This window comes from Variovorax sp. OK605 (assembly GCF_900115445.1).
In the GTDB taxonomy this organism is placed as follows: Bacteria; Pseudomonadota; Gammaproteobacteria; order Burkholderiales; family Burkholderiaceae_C; genus Variovorax.
In genome coordinates, this window is record NZ_FOWL01000006.1 from 250,399 (window position 1) to 267,999 (window position 17,601).

Annotated in this window: 21 protein-coding genes; 9 read left to right on the forward strand and 12 right to left on the reverse strand. The window is 67.3% G+C overall.

The window, feature by feature from the left end:
* Positions 1 to 43 precede the first annotated feature (43 nt).
* Positions 44 to 991: a hypothetical protein gene (locus BM013_RS17805; protein WP_143098292.1), complete on the forward strand. Its 948-nt coding sequence runs from the start codon at positions 44 to 46 to the stop codon at positions 989 to 991.
* Positions 992 to 1,040: 49 nt separating this feature from the next.
* Here the strand turns inward: BM013_RS17805 and BM013_RS17810 are convergent, their stop codons facing one another.
* Positions 1,041 to 1,715 (reverse strand): response regulator transcription factor, encoded by a 675-nt coding sequence (locus BM013_RS17810; RefSeq protein WP_093128962.1) that lies wholly within the window; start codon positions 1,713 to 1,715, stop codon positions 1,041 to 1,043.
* A gap of 73 nt (positions 1,716 to 1,788) precedes the next feature.
* Complete coding sequence (locus tag BM013_RS17815; RefSeq protein ID WP_093128963.1) at positions 1,789 to 2,274, reverse strand: MarR family winged helix-turn-helix transcriptional regulator; 486 nt, start codon at positions 2,272 to 2,274, stop codon at positions 1,789 to 1,791.
* A 147-nt stretch (positions 2,275 to 2,421) separates the two neighbouring features.
* Between BM013_RS17815 and recA the strand changes: the two genes are divergently transcribed.
* The 3 genes from recA to BM013_RS17830 are packed head-to-tail and all read left to right on the forward strand — an operon-like array spanning position 2,422 to position 4,450.
* Positions 2,422 to 3,537: a recombinase RecA gene (gene recA / locus BM013_RS17820; protein ID WP_093128964.1), complete on the forward strand. Its 1,116-nt coding sequence runs from the start codon at positions 2,422 to 2,424 to the stop codon at positions 3,535 to 3,537.
* Between the two features lie 42 nt (positions 3,538 to 3,579).
* Positions 3,580 to 4,038, forward strand: coding sequence for a recombination regulator RecX (recX, locus tag BM013_RS17825; RefSeq protein WP_093128965.1), 459 nt, complete (start codon positions 3,580 to 3,582; stop codon positions 4,036 to 4,038).
* Entirely contained in the window at positions 4,022 to 4,450 is a 429-nt protein-coding gene (locus tag BM013_RS17830; protein WP_093128966.1) for a polyketide cyclase, read from the forward strand. The genes recX and BM013_RS17830 overlap by 17 nt, the downstream gene beginning before the upstream one ends.
* 26 nt (positions 4,451 to 4,476) lie before the next feature.
* Here the strand turns inward: BM013_RS17830 and BM013_RS17835 are convergent, their stop codons facing one another.
* The 8 genes from BM013_RS17835 to BM013_RS17870 all read right to left on the reverse strand — a co-directional run bounded on the left by BM013_RS17835 (position 4,477) and on the right by BM013_RS17870 (position 10,997).
* The gene (locus BM013_RS17835) at positions 4,477 to 5,589 is read right to left on the reverse strand and encodes a mandelate racemase/muconate lactonizing enzyme family protein (protein WP_093128967.1); all 1,113 of its coding nucleotides are present in this window, start codon (positions 5,587 to 5,589) and stop codon (positions 4,477 to 4,479) included.
* Between the two features lie 137 nt (positions 5,590 to 5,726).
* Complete coding sequence (locus BM013_RS17840; protein ID WP_093128968.1) at positions 5,727 to 6,548, reverse strand: transporter substrate-binding domain-containing protein; 822 nt, start codon at positions 6,546 to 6,548, stop codon at positions 5,727 to 5,729.
* Positions 6,549 to 6,600: 52 nt separating this feature from the next.
* On the reverse strand, positions 6,601 to 7,329 hold the full coding sequence (locus tag BM013_RS17845) for an amino acid ABC transporter ATP-binding protein (RefSeq protein WP_093128969.1): 729 nt from the start codon (positions 7,327 to 7,329) through the stop codon (positions 6,601 to 6,603).
* Positions 7,313 to 7,960 (reverse strand): amino acid ABC transporter permease, encoded by a 648-nt coding sequence (locus BM013_RS17850; protein ID WP_218153668.1) that lies wholly within the window; start codon positions 7,958 to 7,960, stop codon positions 7,313 to 7,315. Before BM013_RS17850 ends, BM013_RS17845 begins: the two co-directional genes overlap by 17 nt.
* Before the next feature lie 22 nt (positions 7,961 to 7,982).
* Entirely contained in the window at positions 7,983 to 8,666 is a 684-nt protein-coding gene (locus tag BM013_RS17855) for an amino acid ABC transporter permease (RefSeq protein WP_093128971.1), read from the reverse strand.
* 85 nt (positions 8,667 to 8,751) lie between these two features.
* Entirely contained in the window at positions 8,752 to 9,993 is a 1,242-nt protein-coding gene (locus tag BM013_RS17860; protein ID WP_093128972.1) for a UxaA family hydrolase, read from the reverse strand.
* 13 nt (positions 9,994 to 10,006) lie between these two features.
* On the reverse strand, positions 10,007 to 10,333 hold the full coding sequence (locus BM013_RS17865; protein ID WP_093128973.1) for a UxaA family hydrolase: 327 nt from the start codon (positions 10,331 to 10,333) through the stop codon (positions 10,007 to 10,009).
* Between the two features lie 7 nt (positions 10,334 to 10,340).
* Complete coding sequence (locus BM013_RS17870; protein WP_093128974.1) at positions 10,341 to 10,997, reverse strand: RraA family protein; 657 nt, start codon at positions 10,995 to 10,997, stop codon at positions 10,341 to 10,343.
* 241 nt (positions 10,998 to 11,238) lie between these two features.
* Here BM013_RS17870 and BM013_RS17875 point away from each other — a divergent pair, with 241 nt between their 5' ends.
* Both BM013_RS17875 and BM013_RS17880 read left to right on the forward strand, forming a co-directional pair.
* Positions 11,239 to 12,009, forward strand: a complete 771-nt coding sequence (locus BM013_RS17875) for an SDR family oxidoreductase (protein WP_093128975.1) — start codon at positions 11,239 to 11,241, stop codon at positions 12,007 to 12,009.
* Between the two features lie 10 nt (positions 12,010 to 12,019).
* Positions 12,020 to 12,883 carry an IclR family transcriptional regulator gene (locus BM013_RS17880; protein ID WP_093128976.1) on the forward strand — a complete coding sequence of 288 codons (864 nt, stop codon included), beginning with the start codon at positions 12,020 to 12,022 and terminating at the stop codon, positions 12,881 to 12,883.
* 33 nt (positions 12,884 to 12,916) lie between these two features.
* On the opposite strand, the gene yiaA is transcribed toward BM013_RS17880, so the two are convergent.
* Positions 12,917 to 13,354 (reverse strand): inner membrane protein YiaA, encoded by a 438-nt coding sequence (gene yiaA / locus BM013_RS17885; RefSeq protein WP_093128977.1) that lies wholly within the window; start codon positions 13,352 to 13,354, stop codon positions 12,917 to 12,919.
* Positions 13,355 to 13,546: 192 nt separating this feature from the next.
* Between yiaA and BM013_RS17890 the strand changes: the two genes are divergently transcribed.
* Positions 13,547 to 14,281 (forward strand): hypothetical protein, encoded by a 735-nt coding sequence (locus BM013_RS17890; protein WP_093128978.1) that lies wholly within the window; start codon positions 13,547 to 13,549, stop codon positions 14,279 to 14,281.
* Between the two features lie 60 nt (positions 14,282 to 14,341).
* Here BM013_RS17890 and argC read toward each other — a convergent pair whose 3' ends face one another.
* Positions 14,342 to 15,265 carry an N-acetyl-gamma-glutamyl-phosphate reductase gene (argC, locus tag BM013_RS17895; protein WP_093128979.1) on the reverse strand — a complete coding sequence of 308 codons (924 nt, stop codon included), beginning with the start codon at positions 15,263 to 15,265 and terminating at the stop codon, positions 14,342 to 14,344.
* Between the two features lie 216 nt (positions 15,266 to 15,481).
* Here argC and sucC point away from each other — a divergent pair, with 216 nt between their 5' ends.
* Positions 15,482 to 16,648 carry an ADP-forming succinate--CoA ligase subunit beta gene (sucC, locus tag BM013_RS17900; protein WP_093128980.1) on the forward strand — a complete coding sequence of 389 codons (1,167 nt, stop codon included), beginning with the start codon at positions 15,482 to 15,484 and terminating at the stop codon, positions 16,646 to 16,648.
* A gap of 10 nt (positions 16,649 to 16,658) precedes the next feature.
* Entirely contained in the window at positions 16,659 to 17,552 is an 894-nt protein-coding gene (sucD, locus tag BM013_RS17905) for a succinate--CoA ligase subunit alpha (protein ID WP_093128981.1), read from the forward strand.
* Positions 17,553 to 17,601: the final 49 nt, after the last annotated feature.

Sequence of the window (17,601 nt, forward strand, 5' to 3'; positions counted from 1 at the left end):
TGCGTGCAGTTTCTGCAAATAAAAAAACCTCAGGGAGAGAGTCATGAAGACCCATTCATTGGGCGGCTGTGCGCAGCCGTTGTGGATCGTCGCGTCCGTGTGCGCCGCAGGGCTCGCGGGCTGCGGAGGAGGCGGTGGCGGCGGCGCAGGGGGCGGCATGCCGATGCTGCCGGTGCTGGCCGCGAACGCCCCTGCCCCCGCGCCTTCACCCGCGCCCGCGCCGGTGCCCGCACCGAACCGCGATCCGGTCGCCGGCAGCGAGCCGCTGCCGTTGCTGAGCGCGCCGCAGCCCGGCTCCACCGCCGCGGTGGGCAACGACAGCGAAGGCATCTACGGCGCGTTGCTCAACCTCACCTTCGTCGGCGCCGACGGGTCGATCGCCACCAAGTTCAACGTCGGGACGCTGTGGGGCTCGCTCAAGGTCACGGGCCCCGACTGGTCCTTCAACCCCGACACGCAGTACGACTTCACCGATGCCTCGCCCGTCACGGGCTCGGGCACCTTCGAGGCGAAGAAGTCGATGAAGGGCAGCTACGCCTACGGCTCGCGTGAAAGCACGGCCTTCGGGCCACTGGGCTACGCCGCGGAAAACGCCCTGGCGGTTTCGCAGGACAGCGTGGCCGGCAAGTGGGCCAATGCGGACAGGAGCTTCGGCATCGGCGTGTCGATCGAGGTCGATGCGAAGGGCGCGTTCACGGGCACCACGTCGGGTGTGCGGGTGGGCACCTGCACCCTCTCCGGCACCATCGCGCTGGCGCAAGCCGGCACGGCGAAGAACATGTACGGCTTGAAGATGGCCGCGGTCAATGCAGGCACCGACGCGAAGGATGCCTGCCAGCTGCGCACCGGCCTCCCCTATGCGGGCCCGGCCGCCATCGGGCTGGTGCCTGCGGGCACCTACGACAGCAATGGCTTCTTCCGCAGCATCATGTTCCTGGTGAAGTCCGGCGACGGGGCGATGCTGTCGGCGGGCCTGCGCAAGCAGCCCTGACCGCGCGGCACAACGCAACCGAGGCAACCGAGGCCGGCGAGCCCTGGCCTCAGTTCTGGATCTTCTCCAGGCAGTAGCCCAGCCCGCGCACCGTCGCAATGCGCACCGGCCCCTTCTCTATCTTCTTGCGCAGCCGGTGGATGTACACCTCGATGGCGTTGAGGCTCACCTCCTCGCCCCATTCGCAGAGCCGGTCGACCAGCTGGTCCTTGCTGACCAGCCGGCCGGCGCGCTGCAGCAGCACCTCGAGCAGGCCGAGCTCTCGCGCCGACAGCTCGATCATCTTGCCGTCGATGGTCGCCACGCGGCCGGCCTGGTCGTAGACCAGCGGGCCGTGGCGGATCGCGTTGCTGGTGGTGCCCATGCCGCGGCGCGTGAGGGCGCGCACGCGCGCCTCGAGCTCCTGCAGGCTGAAGGGCTTGGCCATGTAGTCGTCGGCGCCGTGGTCCAGGCCCTTCACGCGTTCTTCCACGCTGTCGGCCGCGGTGAGCACCAGCACCGGCAGCTGCGAGCCGCGCGCGCGCAGGCGCTTCAGGATCTCGATGCCGTGCAGGCTGGGCAGCCCGAGGTCGAGGATCAGCAGGTCGAACTCGTCATGGGTCATGAGCGCGGTGTCGGCCTGCGAGCCATTGGCCACGTGGTCGACCGCCGCGCCCGAGGTGCGCAGGCTGCGCAGCAGGGCATCGGCCAGCACCTGGTCGTCTTCGGCAATCAGAATCCGCATATGCGCCACCTCCGGCCTGTTTCAGGTGTCGGGCGCCACGCCGGCGCCGTTCACATTTGTCTCTGCGGCGAGTCTAGCCCGCCGTATAGGCTTCGAGTCCGATGGTTACCACGGTGGCAATGTCGTTTCCCACGCTGCTGCGGAACTCGCGTTCGGCCTGCGTCACCGCGCCGCGAAAGGCGTCCAGCCAGGCCAGCCCGTCGGCCGTGAAGAGCACGCGCCGCGCGCGCGCGTCGAGCGGATCGGGGCCGCGCGTCACCAACCCCCAGGCCTCGCACTGGTCGACCAGCGCGCCCATCGCCTGCTTGGTCATGCCGGCGCGCTCGGCCAGCTCGGTCAGGCGCGAACCTTCGCGCGCGAGGTGCCGCGTGATGTGGATGTGCGCGGCGCTGATCTGCGCGCGCGCCGCGAGGTTCGACAGGGCCAGCGGCACGTCGACGTCGTGCGCCATGAGTTCGAGCACGCGCTCGTCGAAACGGCGCATCGCATGGCCCAGCAGGCGGCCCAGGTGGGTCTGGCGCCAGGCGTCGGGATCGGTCGGAAAGGCGGCATCAACCATGGCTCGAAATGGTAAAGCAAACTGACCAAAAAATGGGCTTTCACCAAAGCATCAGCCCCTACACTACTGTTCAAGCATCCAGCCTGTGGTTAAAAGCAGATGGACCCGCACTTCACACAAACCATTGATTTTCAAGGAGATTTCCACATGGACGCAGTCGTCAAGGGCGCAAGCATCTCGGTCGCCAACAGTGAAAAGGCCAAGGCCCTCCAGGCCGCGCTGGCCCAGATCGAAAAGCAGTTCGGCAAGGGCACGATCATGCGGCTCGGCGAAGGCGAGGCGCTCGAAGACATCCAGGTGGTCTCCACCGGCTCGCTGGGCCTGGACATCGCCCTGGGCGTCGGCGGCCTGCCGCGCGGTCGCGTCGTGGAAATCTACGGCCCTGAATCGTCGGGCAAGACCACGCTCACGCTGCAGGTCATCGCCTCCATGCAGAAGCAGGCCGGCACCTGCGCCTTCGTCGACGCCGAGCACGCGCTCGACGTGCAATACGCCCAGAAGCTCGGCGTGAACCTGTCGGACCTGCTGATCAGCCAGCCCGACACCGGCGAACAGGCCCTGGAAATCGTCGACTCGCTGGTGCGCTCCGGTGCCGTCGACCTGATCGTGGTCGACTCGGTCGCCGCGCTCACGCCCAAGGCCGAAATCGAAGGCGAAATGGGCGACTCGCTGCCCGGCCTGCAGGCCCGCCTGATGAGCCAGGCGCTGCGCAAGCTCACGGCCACCATCAAGAAGACCAACTGCATGGTCATCTTCATCAACCAGATCCGCATGAAGATCGGCGTGATGTTCGGCTCGCCCGAAACCACCACCGGCGGCAATGCGCTGAAGTTCTACGCCTCGGTGCGCCTGGACATCCGCCGCATCGGCACCATCAAGAAGGGCGACGAGGCCATCGGCAACGAAACCAAGGTGAAGGTGGTGAAGAACAAGGTGTCGCCCCCGTTCAAGACGGCGGAGTTCGACATCCTGTTCGGCGAGGGCATCAGCCGCGAAGGCGAGATCATCGACATGGGCGTGACCGCCAAGATCGTCGACAAGTCGGGCGCCTGGTACGCCTACAACGGCGAGAAGATCGGCCAGGGCCGCGACAACGCCCGCGAGTTCCTGCGCGAGAACCCGGAGCTGTCGCGCGAGATCGAGAACAAGGTGCGCGAGTCGCTGGGCATTCCGCTGCTGGCCGCCGATGCCGGCGCCACGCCCGAGAAGCCGCAGAAGGCCGCCAAGGCGGACAAGGCCGAGAAGGCAGACAAGGGCGAGTAAGCCCAGGCGCGGCTCTTCGGGGCCGCGCGAGCGTCCCCCCGAATGGCATTCAACGCCCCTTCCCTCAAAGGCCGCGCCCTGCGCCTGCTGAGCCAGCGCGAGCATTCGCGCACGGAGCTGGAGCGCAAGCTGGCCAGGCACGAGGAAGAGCCCGGCACGCTGGCCCAGGCGCTCGACGAGCTCGCCGCCAAGGACTTCATCAGCGAGCCGCGCGTGGTGGCCTCGGTGCTCAACCAGCGCGCGGCCCGTTCGGGCGCGTTGCGGGTGAAGCAGGAACTGCAGGCCAAGGGCATCGCGCCCGAGGCCATCGCCGAGGCGGTGGCCGGTTTGCAGGAGACCGAAGTCGAGCGCGCCACGGCCCTGTGGCGCCGCCGCTTCGACGCCCCGCCCGCCGACGCGAAGGAGCGGGCCCGGCAGATGCGATTCCTGATGGCGCGCGGTTTCTCGGGCGCTGTCGTTTCCAAGGTGCTCAGGAGCGATTTCGATGAAACCGACGAATGACAACCCTTCCGCGCAGTCCCGCGTCGTCACACAGCGCGTGAACTGCGAATGGCGCCGCGCCTACGCGCTGGCGGCCGACCCGGCGCGGCTGCCCGACTGGGCCAGCGGCCTCGCGAAGAGCGCGCTGGTGCCGCACGGCGACCACTGGAGCGTGCGCACGCCCGAAAGCGGCGACGCCCGCATGCGCTTCGCGCCGCCCAACGAGCTCGGCGTGCTCGACCACTGGGTCGCGCCCGAAGGCGTGCCCGAGGTCTACCTGCCGTTCCGCGTGATCGGCGTGGCGCCCGGCACCTGCGAATTCCAGTTCACGCTGCTGCGCCAGCCGCACATGGACGATGCGGCCTTCGCGCGTGACGCCGAATGGATCGCGCGCGATCTCAAGGCGCTGCAACGCCTGCTCGAAGCGGGCTGAGCCGCCCTCCTCTTCAGCCTTCGCCCTCAGCCTTCGCGCACCACGATCGGCGCGAACTTGCGCCGCGCCTTCAGCTGGTCGGCGTCCCACTCGATGCCCAGCCCCGGCGTCTCCGGCGCCACCGCATGGCCGCCCTCGATGCGCAGCCGGCTGGTCGTGAGGTCGTCGAGCTGCGGGATGTATTCCACCCAGCGCGCATTCGGCACCGCCGCGCACAGGCTCACGTGCAGCTCCATCAGGAAGTGCGGACACATCGCGATGTTGTGCGCCTCCGCGAGGTGCGCGATCTTCAGCCACGGCGTGATGCCGCCCACGCGCGCCACGTCGGCCTGCACGATCGAGCAGGCGCCCTGCTGGATGTATTCCGCGAACTGCGAGGGGTGGTACATCGACTCGCCCACCGCGATCGGCACGCTGGTGCTGGCCAGCAACTGCGCATGCCCGCGCACGTGCTCGGCCGGCATCGGCTCCTCGAACCATGCAAGGTCGAGCGGCGCGTACTGGCGCGCGCGGCGAATGGCCTCGGCCACGGTGAAGCTCTGGTTGGCGTCGACCATCAGCTCGAAGTCGGCGCCCACGGCCTCGCGCACCGCCGACAGGCGCGCGATGTCCTGCGCCACGTGCGGCTTGCCGACCTTGATCTTCGCGCCGAGGAAGCCGTCGGCCTTCGCGGCCAGCGTCTGCTCCACCAGCTGCGCGGGCTCGATGTGCAGCCAGCCGCCCTCGGTCGTGTAGACCGGCACGCGCGGCTGCGCACCGCCGGCCAGGCGCCACAGCGGCAGGCCCGCCGCGCGCGCGTTGCGGTCCCACAGCGCGGTGTCGACGGCCGCCAGCGCCAGGCTGGTGATGGCGCCCACGGCGGTGGCGTGCGTGTGGAAGAACAGGTCGCGCCAGATGGCCTCGTACTGCTGCGGGTCGCGCCCGATCAGGCGCGGCACCAGGTGGTCGTGCAGCAGCGCCACGATGGACGAGCCGCCCGTGCCGATGGTGTACGTGTAGCCCGTGCCCGCCGAGCCGTCGTCGCAGCGCACGGTGACCATCACGGTCTCCTGCGTCACGAAGGACTGGATGGCGTCGGTGCGCTTGACCTTGGGCGCGATGTCGATCTGCGCGATCTCGACCTGGTCGATCTTTGCCATGAATACCTTTTTGCTGAGAGAGCCGACGAGGCGGCCGCCGCCGGGCCGCCCCAAGGCGAGCCGCGCCTCCTCCTCGGGAGGTGGCGAATTACACGGACACGGAGCGAAGCGAAGTGAAAAGCCGGGAGGCCGGCATGTCAGGCTCCGTTGCGCATCACGTCGGCCGGGAGGTCGGCGCCGTGGAACTTCTTGTAGATGGTGTTGAGCTCGCCGCTCTTGAGCTGCGCCTTCACGAAGTCGTCGAGCCTGGCCTTCAGGCGCGGCTCGTTCTTGCGCATGCCGATGGCGAGCATGTTGACCTTCATGGTGAACTTCGGCTCCATCTGCTTGGCGGGGCTCTTCTCGTTGATGGTCTTCAGGAGCGGCGGCGCCGTTGCGAAGATGTCGGCCTGCCCGCTCACCACGGCGGTGATGGAGGTGGCGTCGTCGTCGAAGCGAATCACCTGCGCGCCGGCCGGCAGCACCTTGGTCAGTTCCTGGTCGTTGGTGGTGCCGCGCGTGGCAATCACCTTCTTGCCGGCCAGGTCGCCCGGGCCGGTGATGGTCATGCTCTTGGGCGCGCCCACCACCGCCAGGATGGCGGCGTAGGGCACCGAGAAGTCGACGACCTTCTCGCGCTCGGGCGTCACCGACATGCTGGAGATGACGATGTCGGCCTTGTCGGTCTGCAGGAACGGAATGCGGTTGGCGCCGGTGGTCGGCACGATCTCGAGCTCCAGGCCCAGGCTCTTCGCGAGCAGGCGCGCGGTCTCCACGTCGGAGCCGGTGGCGTTGAGCTTCTCGTCCTTCAGGCCGTAGGGCGGCACGGCCAGGTCGATGGCCACGCGGATCTTCTTGGCGGCGGTGATGGTGTCGAGCTGGTCGGCCTGCGCCGAGGCGCTGGCGAAGGCCAGCGGCAGGGCCAGCATCAGGGTAGATAGCAAGGCACCGCGGCGCTTGGGCGAGAGGGAACGGGTCATCGAATGTCTCCTGGAGTTGTGGGGAAGGAAAGAAGAAAGACCGCGGCCCGACTCAGAGCCCGGTGCCGACAAAGTTGCGCAGCTCGGGCGTCTGCGGGTTGCTCAGGATGCTGGCGTCGCCCTGCTCCCACACCAGCCCCTGGTGCATGTAGATGACCTTGTCGGCCACGCCGCGCGCGAACGCCATCTCGTGCGTCACCAGGATCATGGTCATGCCCTCGGCCGCGAGCTTCTCCATCACCTTGAGCACTTCGCCGGTGAGCTGCGGGTCGAGCGCGGAAGTCACTTCGTCGAACAGCATGAGCTGCGGCTTCATCGCCAGCGAACGCGCGATGGCCACGCGCTGCTGCTGGCCGCCGGAGAGCTGCTCGGGGTAGGCGTCGGCCTTCTCGGCCAGGCCCACGCGCTCGAGCACTTCCATGGCGACGGCGCCGGCTTCGGACGCGCTCATCTTCTTCACCGACTGCGGCGCCAGCGTGATGTTCTGCTTCACCGTGAGGTGCGGGAACAGGTTGTAGCTCTGGAACACGATGCCCACGTCCTTGCGCAGGTCGCGCAGGTTCAGCGCCGTGTCGTGCACCGCGTGGCCGCAGCACTGGATGGTGCCGCTGTCGATGGTCTCCAGCCGGTCGATGCAGCGCAGCGCCGTGCTCTTGCCCGAGCCGCTCTGGCCGATGATGGCCACCACCTGCCCGCGCGCGACCGAGAACGACACGCCCTTCAGCACATGCAGCTTGCCGAAGTGCTTGTGTACGCCGTTGAGTTCAACCACGGGCTGCATTGAGCTTCCTTTCAAGGGCGCGACTCCATCGCGACAGCGGATAACAGAGAACGAAATACAGCACCACCGCGCACCCGAAATACAGGAAGGGCTGGAACGTCGAGTTGTTCAGCACCTTGGCGTTGTACGAAAGCTCGGCGTAGCCGACCACCAGCGAGGCGATCGACGTGTTCTTGATGATCTGCACCAGGAAGCCCACGGTGGGCGGCGTCGCGATGCGCAGCGCCTGCGGCAGGATCACGCGGCGCATGCGCTCCCAGCGCGTGAGCGCCAGGCATTCGGCGGCCTCCCACTGGCTGCGCGGCACGGCCTGGATGCAGCCGCGCCAGATCTCGCCGAGGAAGGCGCTCGCGTAGATGGTGATGGCCAGCGCCGCCGCGGCCAGCGCGGGCACCGAGCCGATGCCCACGATGTTCGGCCCGAAGAAGCACACGCCCATCAGCACCAGCAGCGGCGTGCCCTGGATGACCTGGATGTAGCCCGCGGCGGCCACGCGCACCGCCTTGATGGGCGACACGCGCGCCAGCGCCACCGCCAGGCCGATGAGCCCGCCGCCCACGAACGCGAGCGCCGAGAGCTGCACCGTGCCCCACGCGCCCATCACGAGAAAGCCGAGGTGTTCGACCGGCATGAACGTCATGTCCAGATCCTCTTCACAACGGCGTGCCGAGCTTGCGCCGGCGCGGGAAGATCAGCATGCCCAGCAGCCAGAAACCCAGGCGCATGGCGTACGACAGCGCCAGGTACACCACCCACAGAACGATGAAGATCTCGAAGTTGCGGAAGGTGTCCGACTGGATGCGGTTGGCCACGCCGAAGAGCTCTTCCGCGCCGATCGACGACATGATGCTGGAGGCCAGCATCAGCAGCACGAACTGGCTCGCGAGCGCCGGGTACACGCGCTCCACGGCGGGCCGCAGGATCACATGCCAGAACACCTGCACCTTCGACAGGCCGAGGCACTGCGCCGCCTCGAGCTGGCCCTTGTGGATCGACTCGATGCCCGCGCGGACGATCTCGCAGCTGTACGCGCCGATGTTCACCACCAGCGCGAGCACCGCGCCCACCATGATCGGCATCGTCACGCCCGCGCTCGAGAGGCCGAAGATCAGGAAGTAGCTCTGGATCAGCAACGGCGTGTTGCGAATGGCCTCCACATAGCCGCCCGTGAGGTTGCGCAGCCAGCCATGGCGGCTGTTGCGGCCCAGTGCGCAGACGGTGCCGAGCGCAAAGCCCAGCACGGTCGCGATGAAGGACAGCTGCACCGTGGTCCATGCGCCTTCGAGCAGCAGCGGCCACTGTGCGAGCACGGGCGCGAAATCGAACTGGTAGTTCAAGGAATGGGGCTCCGGGAGTCCAGGAAGGAGAGGGCGATAAAGGCGGTAAGGACGGGAAGCGCGCCGATGGCGCCGCCTGCACCGGTCAAGCGGCGCGCGCGATGCTGGCGAGCGGCAGGCACGAAGGGCCGAGCGGTTCGAAGGCCTTGTAGGTCAGGATGAATTCGCGGTGCCCCAGCGCCTCCGACTTGGTTGCGGCGCCAGCGGCCACGCCGCGCACCGCGTCGAAGATCTCCTGGCCCACCTCCTGCAGCGTGCCGCGCCCTTCGAGGATGCGGCCGGCATCGACGTCCATGTCCTCGCCGAGCTGGCGGTAGGTGTCGGGGTTGGCGCAGACCTTGATGACCGGCGAGACGGCCGAGCCCACCACAGAGCCGCGCCCCGTGGTGAACAGGATGAGGTGCGCGCCGCAAGCGATGAGCTCCACGATTTCCGCGTTGTCGCTGATGTTCGGAAAGCCGAAGCGCGGCTCGCCGTCGGGCACCACGTCCAGCAGGTACAGGCCGCCCCGCGGCGGCACGTCGCCCGGCTTCACGATGCCGTTGATGGGCGAGGCGCCGCTCTTGGCGTACGCGCCCAGCGACTTCTCCTCGATGGTCGAGAGGCCGCCGTCGGCATTGCCCGGCGCGAAGCTGCCGTGGCCCATGGTGCTGTAGTAGCGCGCGGCCTTGTTCACGCATTCGACGATGGCCTCGCCCAGTTCGGGCGTGGCGGCGCGGCGCTGCATGTGGAACTCGCAGCCGATCAGCTCGCCGGTTTCCTCGAAGATGCAGCGCGCGTCCTGCTCGATCAGCAGGTCGAAGGCGCGGCCCACGGCGGGGTTGGCGGTGATGCCGCTGGTGCCGTCGGAGCCGCCGCAGATGGTGCCCACCACCAGCTCGCTCAGCTCCATCGGCACGCGCTGCTGCTGCGCGAGTTCGGCCAGCGCCCACTGCACCCATTGCGTGCCCTCGCGGATGGTGGTGCGCGTACCGCCCTTCTGCTGGATGGTGAGCGTGTGCACCGGCCGGCCCGAGGCGGCCACGGCCTCCTCGAGCTTGCGCTTGTTCATGCTCTCGCAGCCCAGCGAAATGAGCAGCGCCGCGCCCACGTTGGGGTGCGTGGCAATCGCTTCCATCATGCGTTCGGCATACGCGTTGGGGTAGCAGCCGGGAAAGCCGACGAGGTGCACTTCGCTCTCGCCGTCCTGCTGGCGGAAGTTCAGCGTGATCTCGCGCGCCACGTGGTGCGCGCACTCGACCAGGTAGGCCACGACCACGACGTTGCGGATGCCCTTGCGGCCGTCGGCGCGCGGGAAGCCATGGATCTGGAGGTTGGGAGCGTTCATGGGGAAGGGCGCCTCAGCCGTGGCCGACGAAGGTCTTGCCCTCGTCCAGCGTGTAGGTCGGGGTGTAGTCGCTGTCGAGGTTGTGCGTGTGGATGTGCGCGCCGGCCTCGACCGGTGTGCGCAGGCTGCCGATGACGGCGTCGTACTTCAGCACCTTGGCGCCGGCCGCGATGGCGTGGCGCGCGAGCTTGTGGCCCAGGCCGATGTCCTTTGCCAGCGCGACGGGGCCGCCTTCGAGCCGCACCACGGTGCCGGCGCCCAGGTGGGTGCAGGCGATCAGGCAGTTGTCGGCGGGCGAGAGCAGCACCAGCCGGGCGTCGATGGTTTGAGCGGTCGGCATCCGGCGCTCAGAACTTGCGGTACTTCAGGTAGGCCTCTTGCGGGTCGGTGCCCGCGAGGATGGCGCTGCGCACGAGGTTCTCGCGGCCCATCATGTGTTCGGCCTCGGTGATGACGGCGTCGGCTTGCGCCAGCGGCAGGCAGATCACGCCGTCGGTGTCGGCCAGCAGCAGGTCGCCGGGGTTCACGGTGACCTCGCCGATGCGCACCGGCACGTCCATCGCGTCGGGCAGCCAGTAGCCCACGATGTCGCGCGGCGTGAAGTAGCGGTGCCACACCTGGAAGCCCTGCCGCAGGATGAATTCGGCGTCGCGCACGCCGCCGTCGGCGATCACGCCCAGCACGCCCTTGCGGCCCAGCGTCTCGGCCGACAGCTCGCCCATGTGCGACACGGTGGAGTCGTTGGGCTGGATCACGGCGATGTGGCCGGGCTTGGCGCGCGACAGGAATCCGGTCCACGCCATCAGCGTCTCGTGCGGATCGGCCGCGGGGTCGACGCGCCCGTTCACGGTGAAGGCCGGGCCGCACAGCTTCTGGCCGGCGATCAGCGGGCGCAGCGTGGGCGGCAGCGTGAAGTCGCGCATGCCCGCGGCACGCATCACGTCGTGAAGGATGCCGGAGTAGCAGGCTTGCAGGCGGGCGAGCAGTGCGGGATCGTGGGGCATGGTGAATCTCGTTTTCTTAGGTAAAACTAGTTTTCACCGTTGAGGTTAACGGCATGGCTTTGGATGGAAGCTGGGGTTTGCGCGAATTCGAGGGTAATCACTCATCTTCATGCGGGCACCCACGGGTTTTTGAGGAGCATCCCGCGTCCGGTGGTCGCGTATATTTGATTTCATCAGTGAAATTAATATTTCACATGTGCGAATCAACACCCGGCAAACACCCCTGAAGGACACCGCTCCAATGACATCCCGCGTTCAAGGAAAGAACACCCTCGTCACCGCCGCCGGCAAGGGCATTGGGCGGGCCAGCGCACTGGCGCTGGCGCGCGAAGGCGCCACCGTGTGGGCCACCGACGTGGACGAGGCGGCGCTGGCCGAACTGGCGGCGCTGGCCCGAGAAGAAGGCCTGGCGGGCCTGAAGACGGCCACGCTCAACGTGCGCGACAGCGCCGCGCTGCAGGCCTTCGCGCTGACCGCGGGGCGGCTCGACGTGCTCTTCAACTGCGCCGGCTTCGTGCACAGCGGCAACATCCTGGCCTGCGAGGAAGCCGACTGGGACTTCAGCATGGACCTCAACGTGAAGTCGATGTACCGCACCATCCGCGCCTTCCTGCCCGCGATGCTCGAGCGCGGCGGCTCGATCATCAACATGGCCTCGGCCGCGTCGAGCGTGAAGGGCGTGCCCAACCGCTTCGTCTACGGCGCGTCGAAGGCGGCGGTGATCGGGTTGACCAAGGCGGTGGCGGCCGACTTCATCCAGCAGGGCGTGCGCTGCAATGCCATCTGCCCCGGCACGGTGGAATCGCCCTCGCTGCGCGACCGCATCGCGGCGCAGGCCGAGCAGGCCGGCGCCGACGAGGCCACCGTGCGCGCCGCCTTCGTGGCGCGCCAGCCGCTCGGGCGCGTGGGCAAGCCCGAGGAGATCGCGGCGCTGGTGGTGTACCTGGCGTCCGACGAATCGGCCTTCACCACCGGCGCGATCCATATGATCGACGGTGGATGGTCGAACTGAGCAGGGAACAATGAAGCAAGCACCAGCGCCGGAAGAACAACAAAGCCAGGGCCAGAGCACGGGCCCGGAGGCCGAAGCCGCGCCGGAAGGCGAGGGCGCGCTGCGCTATGCCGCGCCGGCGCTGGAGAAGGGGCTGGACATCCTGGAGGCGCTGGCCGACAGCGCCACGGGCTACACGCTCAACGAACTGGCGCAGAAGGTGGGGCGCAAGGTCAGCGAGATCTTCCGCATGGCCGTGACCCTGCAGCGGCGCGGCTACGTGCAGGTCGACGAGAACGACCGCTACACGCTCACGCTGCGCATGTTCGAGCTGGCGCACCGCCAGCAGCCGCTGAAAAGCCTGGTGAGCGCCGCGCTGCCGCTGCTGCGCGAGCTGGCCAACCGGGCGCGCCAGTCGTGCCACCTGACCATGTACCAGGGCGGGCGCGTGGTCGTCATCGCGCAGGTCGAGAGCCCGGAGCGCTGGTCGTTCGGGCTCAAGGTGGGCGTTGTGATGGGGCTCACGGACACCTCGTCGGGCCACGTGCTGCTGGCGTTTCGCGACGAGATCGACCGCGCGCGCATGCTGCGCGCCCACAGCAACGTGGAAGGCGAGCTCGACATGGACCCGGGCGAGCTGTTCGCCATTCTTCAGGAGGTGCGTGCGCGCGGCTACTCTGCCATGCCGAGCCAGCAGACGCGCGGCATCACCAACATCGCGTTCCCGGTGATGGGCGCGGCCGACCACGTGATCGCGTCGATCAACGTGCCGTACATCGAGCGCATCGACCAGAAGTCGGCGCCCGACGTGGTGCAGGTGCGCGGCATCGTCGGCAACATCGCCGCGCGGCTGTCGGCGCTGATGGGGGCGAGCGGGTACAACGACAACGAGTAGGGCGCCCGCCTTCCCACCGATTTGCTGCCGATGTCAGCCGGCTTCGGGGATGTCGCCGACAGGCGCTGTGCCGCTCTTCTGGGCCGAGACGTCGCGAACGTTCTTCTGTACCGCCACGGCACCGAAGAGGCTCAGCAGGAACGCCATGGCGTAGAAACCTTTTTCGCTGTTCGCGAGCGTCGCGTTGAACAGGCCGACGGCCAGCAGCCCGATGGCCAGCAGCAGCGAGACCCAGCACAGGTTGAAGTAGATGCCCGTCACGGGCGTGCCCTCGAGCCGGTCGCGCACGCTCTTTTGCAATGACACGGCGGCGAAGAGGCCGTACATCAGCAGGGTGAAGTAGTAGCCTTTTTCGTTGAGCAGCATCGTGGCGTTCCACAGCCCGATCAGGTAAACGACGGCGCCTGCGAGCAGTGCGGCCCATGACGCCGCGACAAATGCGCCCGTGGGCTTTTGAAACCTGTGGTCCATTGAAATTCCTCCCTTTGTGTTTATGGACCGCGATTTTGGTGGGCCGGGCCGATGGCATGATTCAACGCGTTCGGTGCCATGCGGCACTTCTTCGCATTCGCCGAATTTTTCAGCGCCAGTCCGCGACGACCCGAAGGGAATTCGAAGGAGTGGCGCGGAATTCACCTAATAAATCAGTTGGAGGAGCCCCGCATGTCTACAGATCCCACCGGCCAACCGTCCCTCGTTCGCACCGGCGCCAAGGCCGGCCTGGCGTTTGCGGGCTCCGTCATCAAGGGCGGCCTGCTCGGCGTGATCCTGGGCGGCGGCGTTTTCTTCTTCTACCTGAGCCAGCTGAACGGGCCGGGCAATGTCGCCGCGCGCGCCGGCGGGGCCGGCGCCATCGTGGCGCTGATCACCACACCCGCTGTGCTGGTGGCCGTGTTGCTGCTGCTGTTCGTCGTGGTCTACGTGATGCTCGGCGTGGCGCAAGGGCGTGCACGCGCCATGCAGCATCTGGTGGCGGCCCGCGGCGAGGCGGTGTCGCAGCGCCTGGGCGGGGCGATTGCCGGGCGCATCGAGGCGATGCCGCGCGCGCACGGCACGCTGCACCGCGCGGCCGACTGGCTGTCGGTCGACGCGCTGACGAAGCAGGTGGCGCCGGTGCTGGGCGAGGGCAGGGCGGTGCGCTCGGTGGTGGGCTTCGTGCTGAACCGCCTGCCGCTGAGCGAGATGATGGCCGAATGGCAGGAAAGCCGCGCCGCGCACGGCGAGCCGCTCGTCGCACCCGGCGAAGGCCCGGTGCAGGATGCGGCACTGCGCGCGTTGCTCACGCGCCGCATCAACGAAACGCTGCAGGAAATGGCCGAGCCCTCGCGCACGCCGCTGTATATCGCGCTGGGCGCGCATGCGGCGCTGCTGGGCGTCGGGCTCTGGCTGGTGAACTGAAAACCTGAAGAAGCGAAGAAGCGAAGAAGCGAAGAAGCGAAGAAGCTGAAGGGGTGGCGCTCAGAGCGCCAGCATCAGCTTCAGGTTCTGCACCGCGGCGCCGCTGGCGCCCTTGCCCAGGTTGTCCAGGCGGGCGATCACCACGGCGTGGTGGTGGTCCTCGTTGGGGAACACGCGGATCTCAAGGTTGTTGGTGTCGTTGAGCGCCTGGGGCTCGAGCTTGCCGTCGTCGGTCGGCGGCAGCACCTTCACGAACTGTTCGGGTGTGTTGCTGCGCGCGTAGTGCGCGGCCAGGGCGTCCTGCAGGTCGCCGGCCTTCGGCTTGCCGGGCAGCAGGTCGAGGTGCAGTGGCAACTGCACCAGCATGCCCTGCTTGAAATTGCCTACCGCCGGAATGAAGACCGGGCGGCGGGTGAGGCCGGTGTAGGCCATGATTTCAGGGATGTGCTTGTGCTTCAGGCCCAGCGCGTAGGTCTCGTACAGGGGCGCTTCGCCCTTTTCGTAGGCCTCGATCATGGTCCGGCCGCCGCCCGAGTAGCCGCTCACGGAAGGCAGCGAGAGGGGGAAGTCGGCCGGCAGGATGCCCGCGTCGACCAGCGGGCGCACCATGGCGATGGCGCCGGTGGCGTAGCAGCCGGGGTTGCCCACGCGGTCGGCCTGGGCCACGGCCTGCCAGTGGCCTTCCACCAGTTCGGGGAAACCGAACACCCAGCCCGGGGCGATGCGGTGCGCCGTGGAGGCGTCGATGATCTTGGGCTTTTTGCCCGGCAGCTGGTCGATGAGCGCCACCGATTCGCGCGCCGCGTCGTCGTGCAGGCACAGCACCACCAGGTCGACGCCGGCCATCAGGTCGCGCTTGGCGTTGACGTCCTTTCGCAGCTCGGGCGCGATGCTCACGAGTTCGATGTGCGGCATCGTCTGGAGCCGCTCGCGAATCTGCAGGCCGGTGGTACCGGCTTCGCCGTCGATGAAAACCTTGGCCATGGTGGGATGCTCGCTGTGAATCCGGGGGAGTGTCTAGAAGAAAGTACGTATTGACCGCAACCCCACGTACAGTATTGGTGCGGCGCACCATGATACAGTCCGCGGTTGTTCGCCGCCCCCAGCCGTCAGGCTGCCGTCGCCCGCGAGCAACAGAGCAGAAACACTCTCAGCCCAGATCTCCCGTTCTCAACCTCCTCCTTCCGAGAGACATCCCTCATGAAGATTCACGAGTACCAAGGCAAGGAAATTCTTGCCAAGTTCGGCGTGCCGGTGCCGCGCGGCATTCCGGCCTACACGGTCCAGGAGGCGGTCGAAGCCGCCCAGAAACTTGGAGGCCCGGTCTGGGTCGTCAAGGCCCAGATCCACGCGGGTGGCCGCGGCAAGGGCGGTGGCGTCAAGGTCGCCAAGACCATCGAAGACGTCAAGCGGATCGCCGGCGAAATCCTCGGCATGCAGCTCAAGACGCACCAGACCGGCCCCGAAGGCCAGAAGGTCCGCCGCCTGTACATCGAAGACGGCGCCGACATCAACAAGGAATACTACATTTCGGCCGTGACCGACCGCGCCACCCAGAAGGTGGCGTTCATCGCTTCGAGCGAAGGCGGCATGGACATCGAGGAAGTGGCCCACTCCTCGCCCGAGAAGATCATCACGGTGTTCGCGGACCCCGAAAAGGGCCTGACCGACGAACAGGCCAAGCAGATCGCCGACGGCATCGGCATGCCGGCCGACTCGACCGCGCAAACGGTCGACATCCTGAAGAAGCTCTACACCTGCTACATGGAGACGGACGCCTCGCTGGTCGAGATCAACCCGCTCAACCGTGACAGCAAGGGCAACGTCATGGCGCTGGACGCCAAGTTCAACTTCGACAGCAACGCGCTGTTCCGCCACCCCGAAATCGTGGCCCTGCGCGACCTCGACGAAGAAGACGCGGCCGAAGTGGAAGCCTCGAAGTTCGACCTGGCCTACATCTCGCTGGACGGCAACATCGGCTGCCTGGTGAACGGTGCCGGCCTGGCCATGGCCACCATGGACACCATCAAGCTGTTCGGCGGCGAGCCGGCCAACTTCCTGGACGTGGGCGGCGGCGCCACCCCCGAGAAGGTCACCGAAGCCTTCAAGATCATGCTGAAGAACAAGAACGTGGAAGCCATCCTCGTGAACATCTTCGGCGGCATCATGAAGTGCGACACCATCGCCACCGGCGTGATCGCAGCCTGCAAGGCCGTGAACCTGCAAGTGCCGCTGGTCGTGCGCATGAAGGGCACCAACGAAGTCGAAGGCAAGAAGCTGCTGGCCGATTCGGGCCTGCCGATCATCAGCGCCGACACCATGGCGGACGCGGCCCAGAAGGTCGTGGCAGCAGTCAAGAAGGCCTAAGGAACAAGTCATGTCGATCTACATCAACAAAGACACCAAAGTCATCACCCAAGGCATCACCGGCAAGACCGGCCAGTTCCACACGGAAAAGTGCCAGGAATACGCGAACGGCAAGAACGCCTTCGTGGCGGGCGTGAACCCGAAGAAGGCCGGCGAGTCGATCTTCAACATCCCGATCTTCGGTTCGGTGAAGGAAGCCGCTTCGCAAACCGGCGCCACCGTGTCGGTGATCTACGTGCCGCCGGCAGGCGCCGCGGCCGCCATCTGGGAAGCCGTCGAAGCCGACCTGGACCTGGCGATCTGCATCACCGAAGGCATCCCGGTTCGCGACATGCTCGAAGTGCGCAACAAGATGAAGGCCAAGGAAGCGGCCGGCGGCAAGAAGACCTTGCTGCTGGGCCCGAACTGCCCCGGCCTGATCACGCCCGACGAAATCAAGATCGGCATCATGCCCGGCCACATCCACCGCAAGGGCCGCATCGGCGTGGTCTCGCGCTCGGGCACGCTGACGTACGAAGCCGTGGCTCAACTGACGGAAATCGGCCTGGGCCAATCGTCGGCAGTCGGCATCGGCGGCGACCCGATCAACGGTCTGAAGCACATCGACGTGATGAAGGCCTTCAACGACGATCCGGACACCGACGCGGTCATCATGATCGGCGAAATCGGCGGCCCCGACGAGGCTGACGCAGCCCGCTGGTGCAAGGAACACATGAAGAAGCCGGTCGTCGGCTTCATCGCCGGTGTCACCGCCCCTCCCGGCAAGCGCATGGGCCACGCCGGCGCGCTGATCTCGGGCGGTGCCGACACGGCCGACGCCAAGCTCGCCATCATGGAAGAGTGCGGCTTCACCGTGACGCGCAACTTCTCGGAACTGGCCAAGCTGCTCAAGGGCAAGCTGTAAGAATCGGCTTCACGACACCGGCCGCAGAGCCGGGTCATGAGAGGACCAC

Coding starts and splice junctions, on each gene's coding strand:
- BM013_RS17880 (WP_093128976.1), top strand. CDS start 12,020: ATGAAGCAAGCACCAGCGCCGGAAGAACAACAAAGCCAGGGCCAGAGC.
- recX (WP_093128965.1), top strand. CDS start 3,580: ATGGCATTCAACGCCCCTTCCCTCAAAGGCCGCGCCCTGCGCCTGCTG.
- BM013_RS17870 (WP_093128974.1), bottom strand. CDS start 10,997: ATGCCCCACGATCCCGCACTGCTCGCCCGCCTGCAAGCCTGCTACTCC.
- BM013_RS17835 (WP_093128967.1), bottom strand. CDS start 5,589: ATGGCAAAGATCGACCAGGTCGAGATCGCGCAGATCGACATCGCGCCC.
- recA (WP_093128964.1), top strand. CDS start 2,422: ATGGACGCAGTCGTCAAGGGCGCAAGCATCTCGGTCGCCAACAGTGAA.
- BM013_RS17830 (WP_093128966.1), top strand. CDS start 4,022: ATGAAACCGACGAATGACAACCCTTCCGCGCAGTCCCGCGTCGTCACA.
- BM013_RS17860 (WP_093128972.1), bottom strand. CDS start 9,993: ATGAACGCTCCCAACCTCCAGATCCATGGCTTCCCGCGCGCCGACGGC.
- argC (WP_093128979.1), bottom strand. CDS start 15,265: ATGGCCAAGGTTTTCATCGACGGCGAAGCCGGTACCACCGGCCTGCAG.
- sucC (WP_093128980.1), top strand. CDS start 15,482: ATGAAGATTCACGAGTACCAAGGCAAGGAAATTCTTGCCAAGTTCGGC.
- BM013_RS17875 (WP_093128975.1), top strand. CDS start 11,239: ATGACATCCCGCGTTCAAGGAAAGAACACCCTCGTCACCGCCGCCGGC.
- yiaA (WP_093128977.1), bottom strand. CDS start 13,354: ATGGACCACAGGTTTCAAAAGCCCACGGGCGCATTTGTCGCGGCGTCA.
- BM013_RS17845 (WP_093128969.1), bottom strand. CDS start 7,329: ATGCAGCCCGTGGTTGAACTCAACGGCGTACACAAGCACTTCGGCAAG.
- BM013_RS17805 (WP_143098292.1), top strand. CDS start 44: ATGAAGACCCATTCATTGGGCGGCTGTGCGCAGCCGTTGTGGATCGTC.
- BM013_RS17850 (WP_218153668.1), bottom strand. CDS start 7,960: ATGCCGGTCGAACACCTCGGCTTTCTCGTGATGGGCGCGTGGGGCACG.
- sucD (WP_093128981.1), top strand. CDS start 16,659: ATGTCGATCTACATCAACAAAGACACCAAAGTCATCACCCAAGGCATC.
- BM013_RS17815 (WP_093128963.1), bottom strand. CDS start 2,274: ATGGTTGATGCCGCCTTTCCGACCGATCCCGACGCCTGGCGCCAGACC.
- BM013_RS17810 (WP_093128962.1), bottom strand. CDS start 1,715: ATGCGGATTCTGATTGCCGAAGACGACCAGGTGCTGGCCGATGCCCTG.
- BM013_RS17840 (WP_093128968.1), bottom strand. CDS start 6,548: ATGACCCGTTCCCTCTCGCCCAAGCGCCGCGGTGCCTTGCTATCTACC.
- BM013_RS17890 (WP_093128978.1), top strand. CDS start 13,547: ATGTCTACAGATCCCACCGGCCAACCGTCCCTCGTTCGCACCGGCGCC.
- BM013_RS17865 (WP_093128973.1), bottom strand. CDS start 10,333: ATGCCGACCGCTCAAACCATCGACGCCCGGCTGGTGCTGCTCTCGCCC.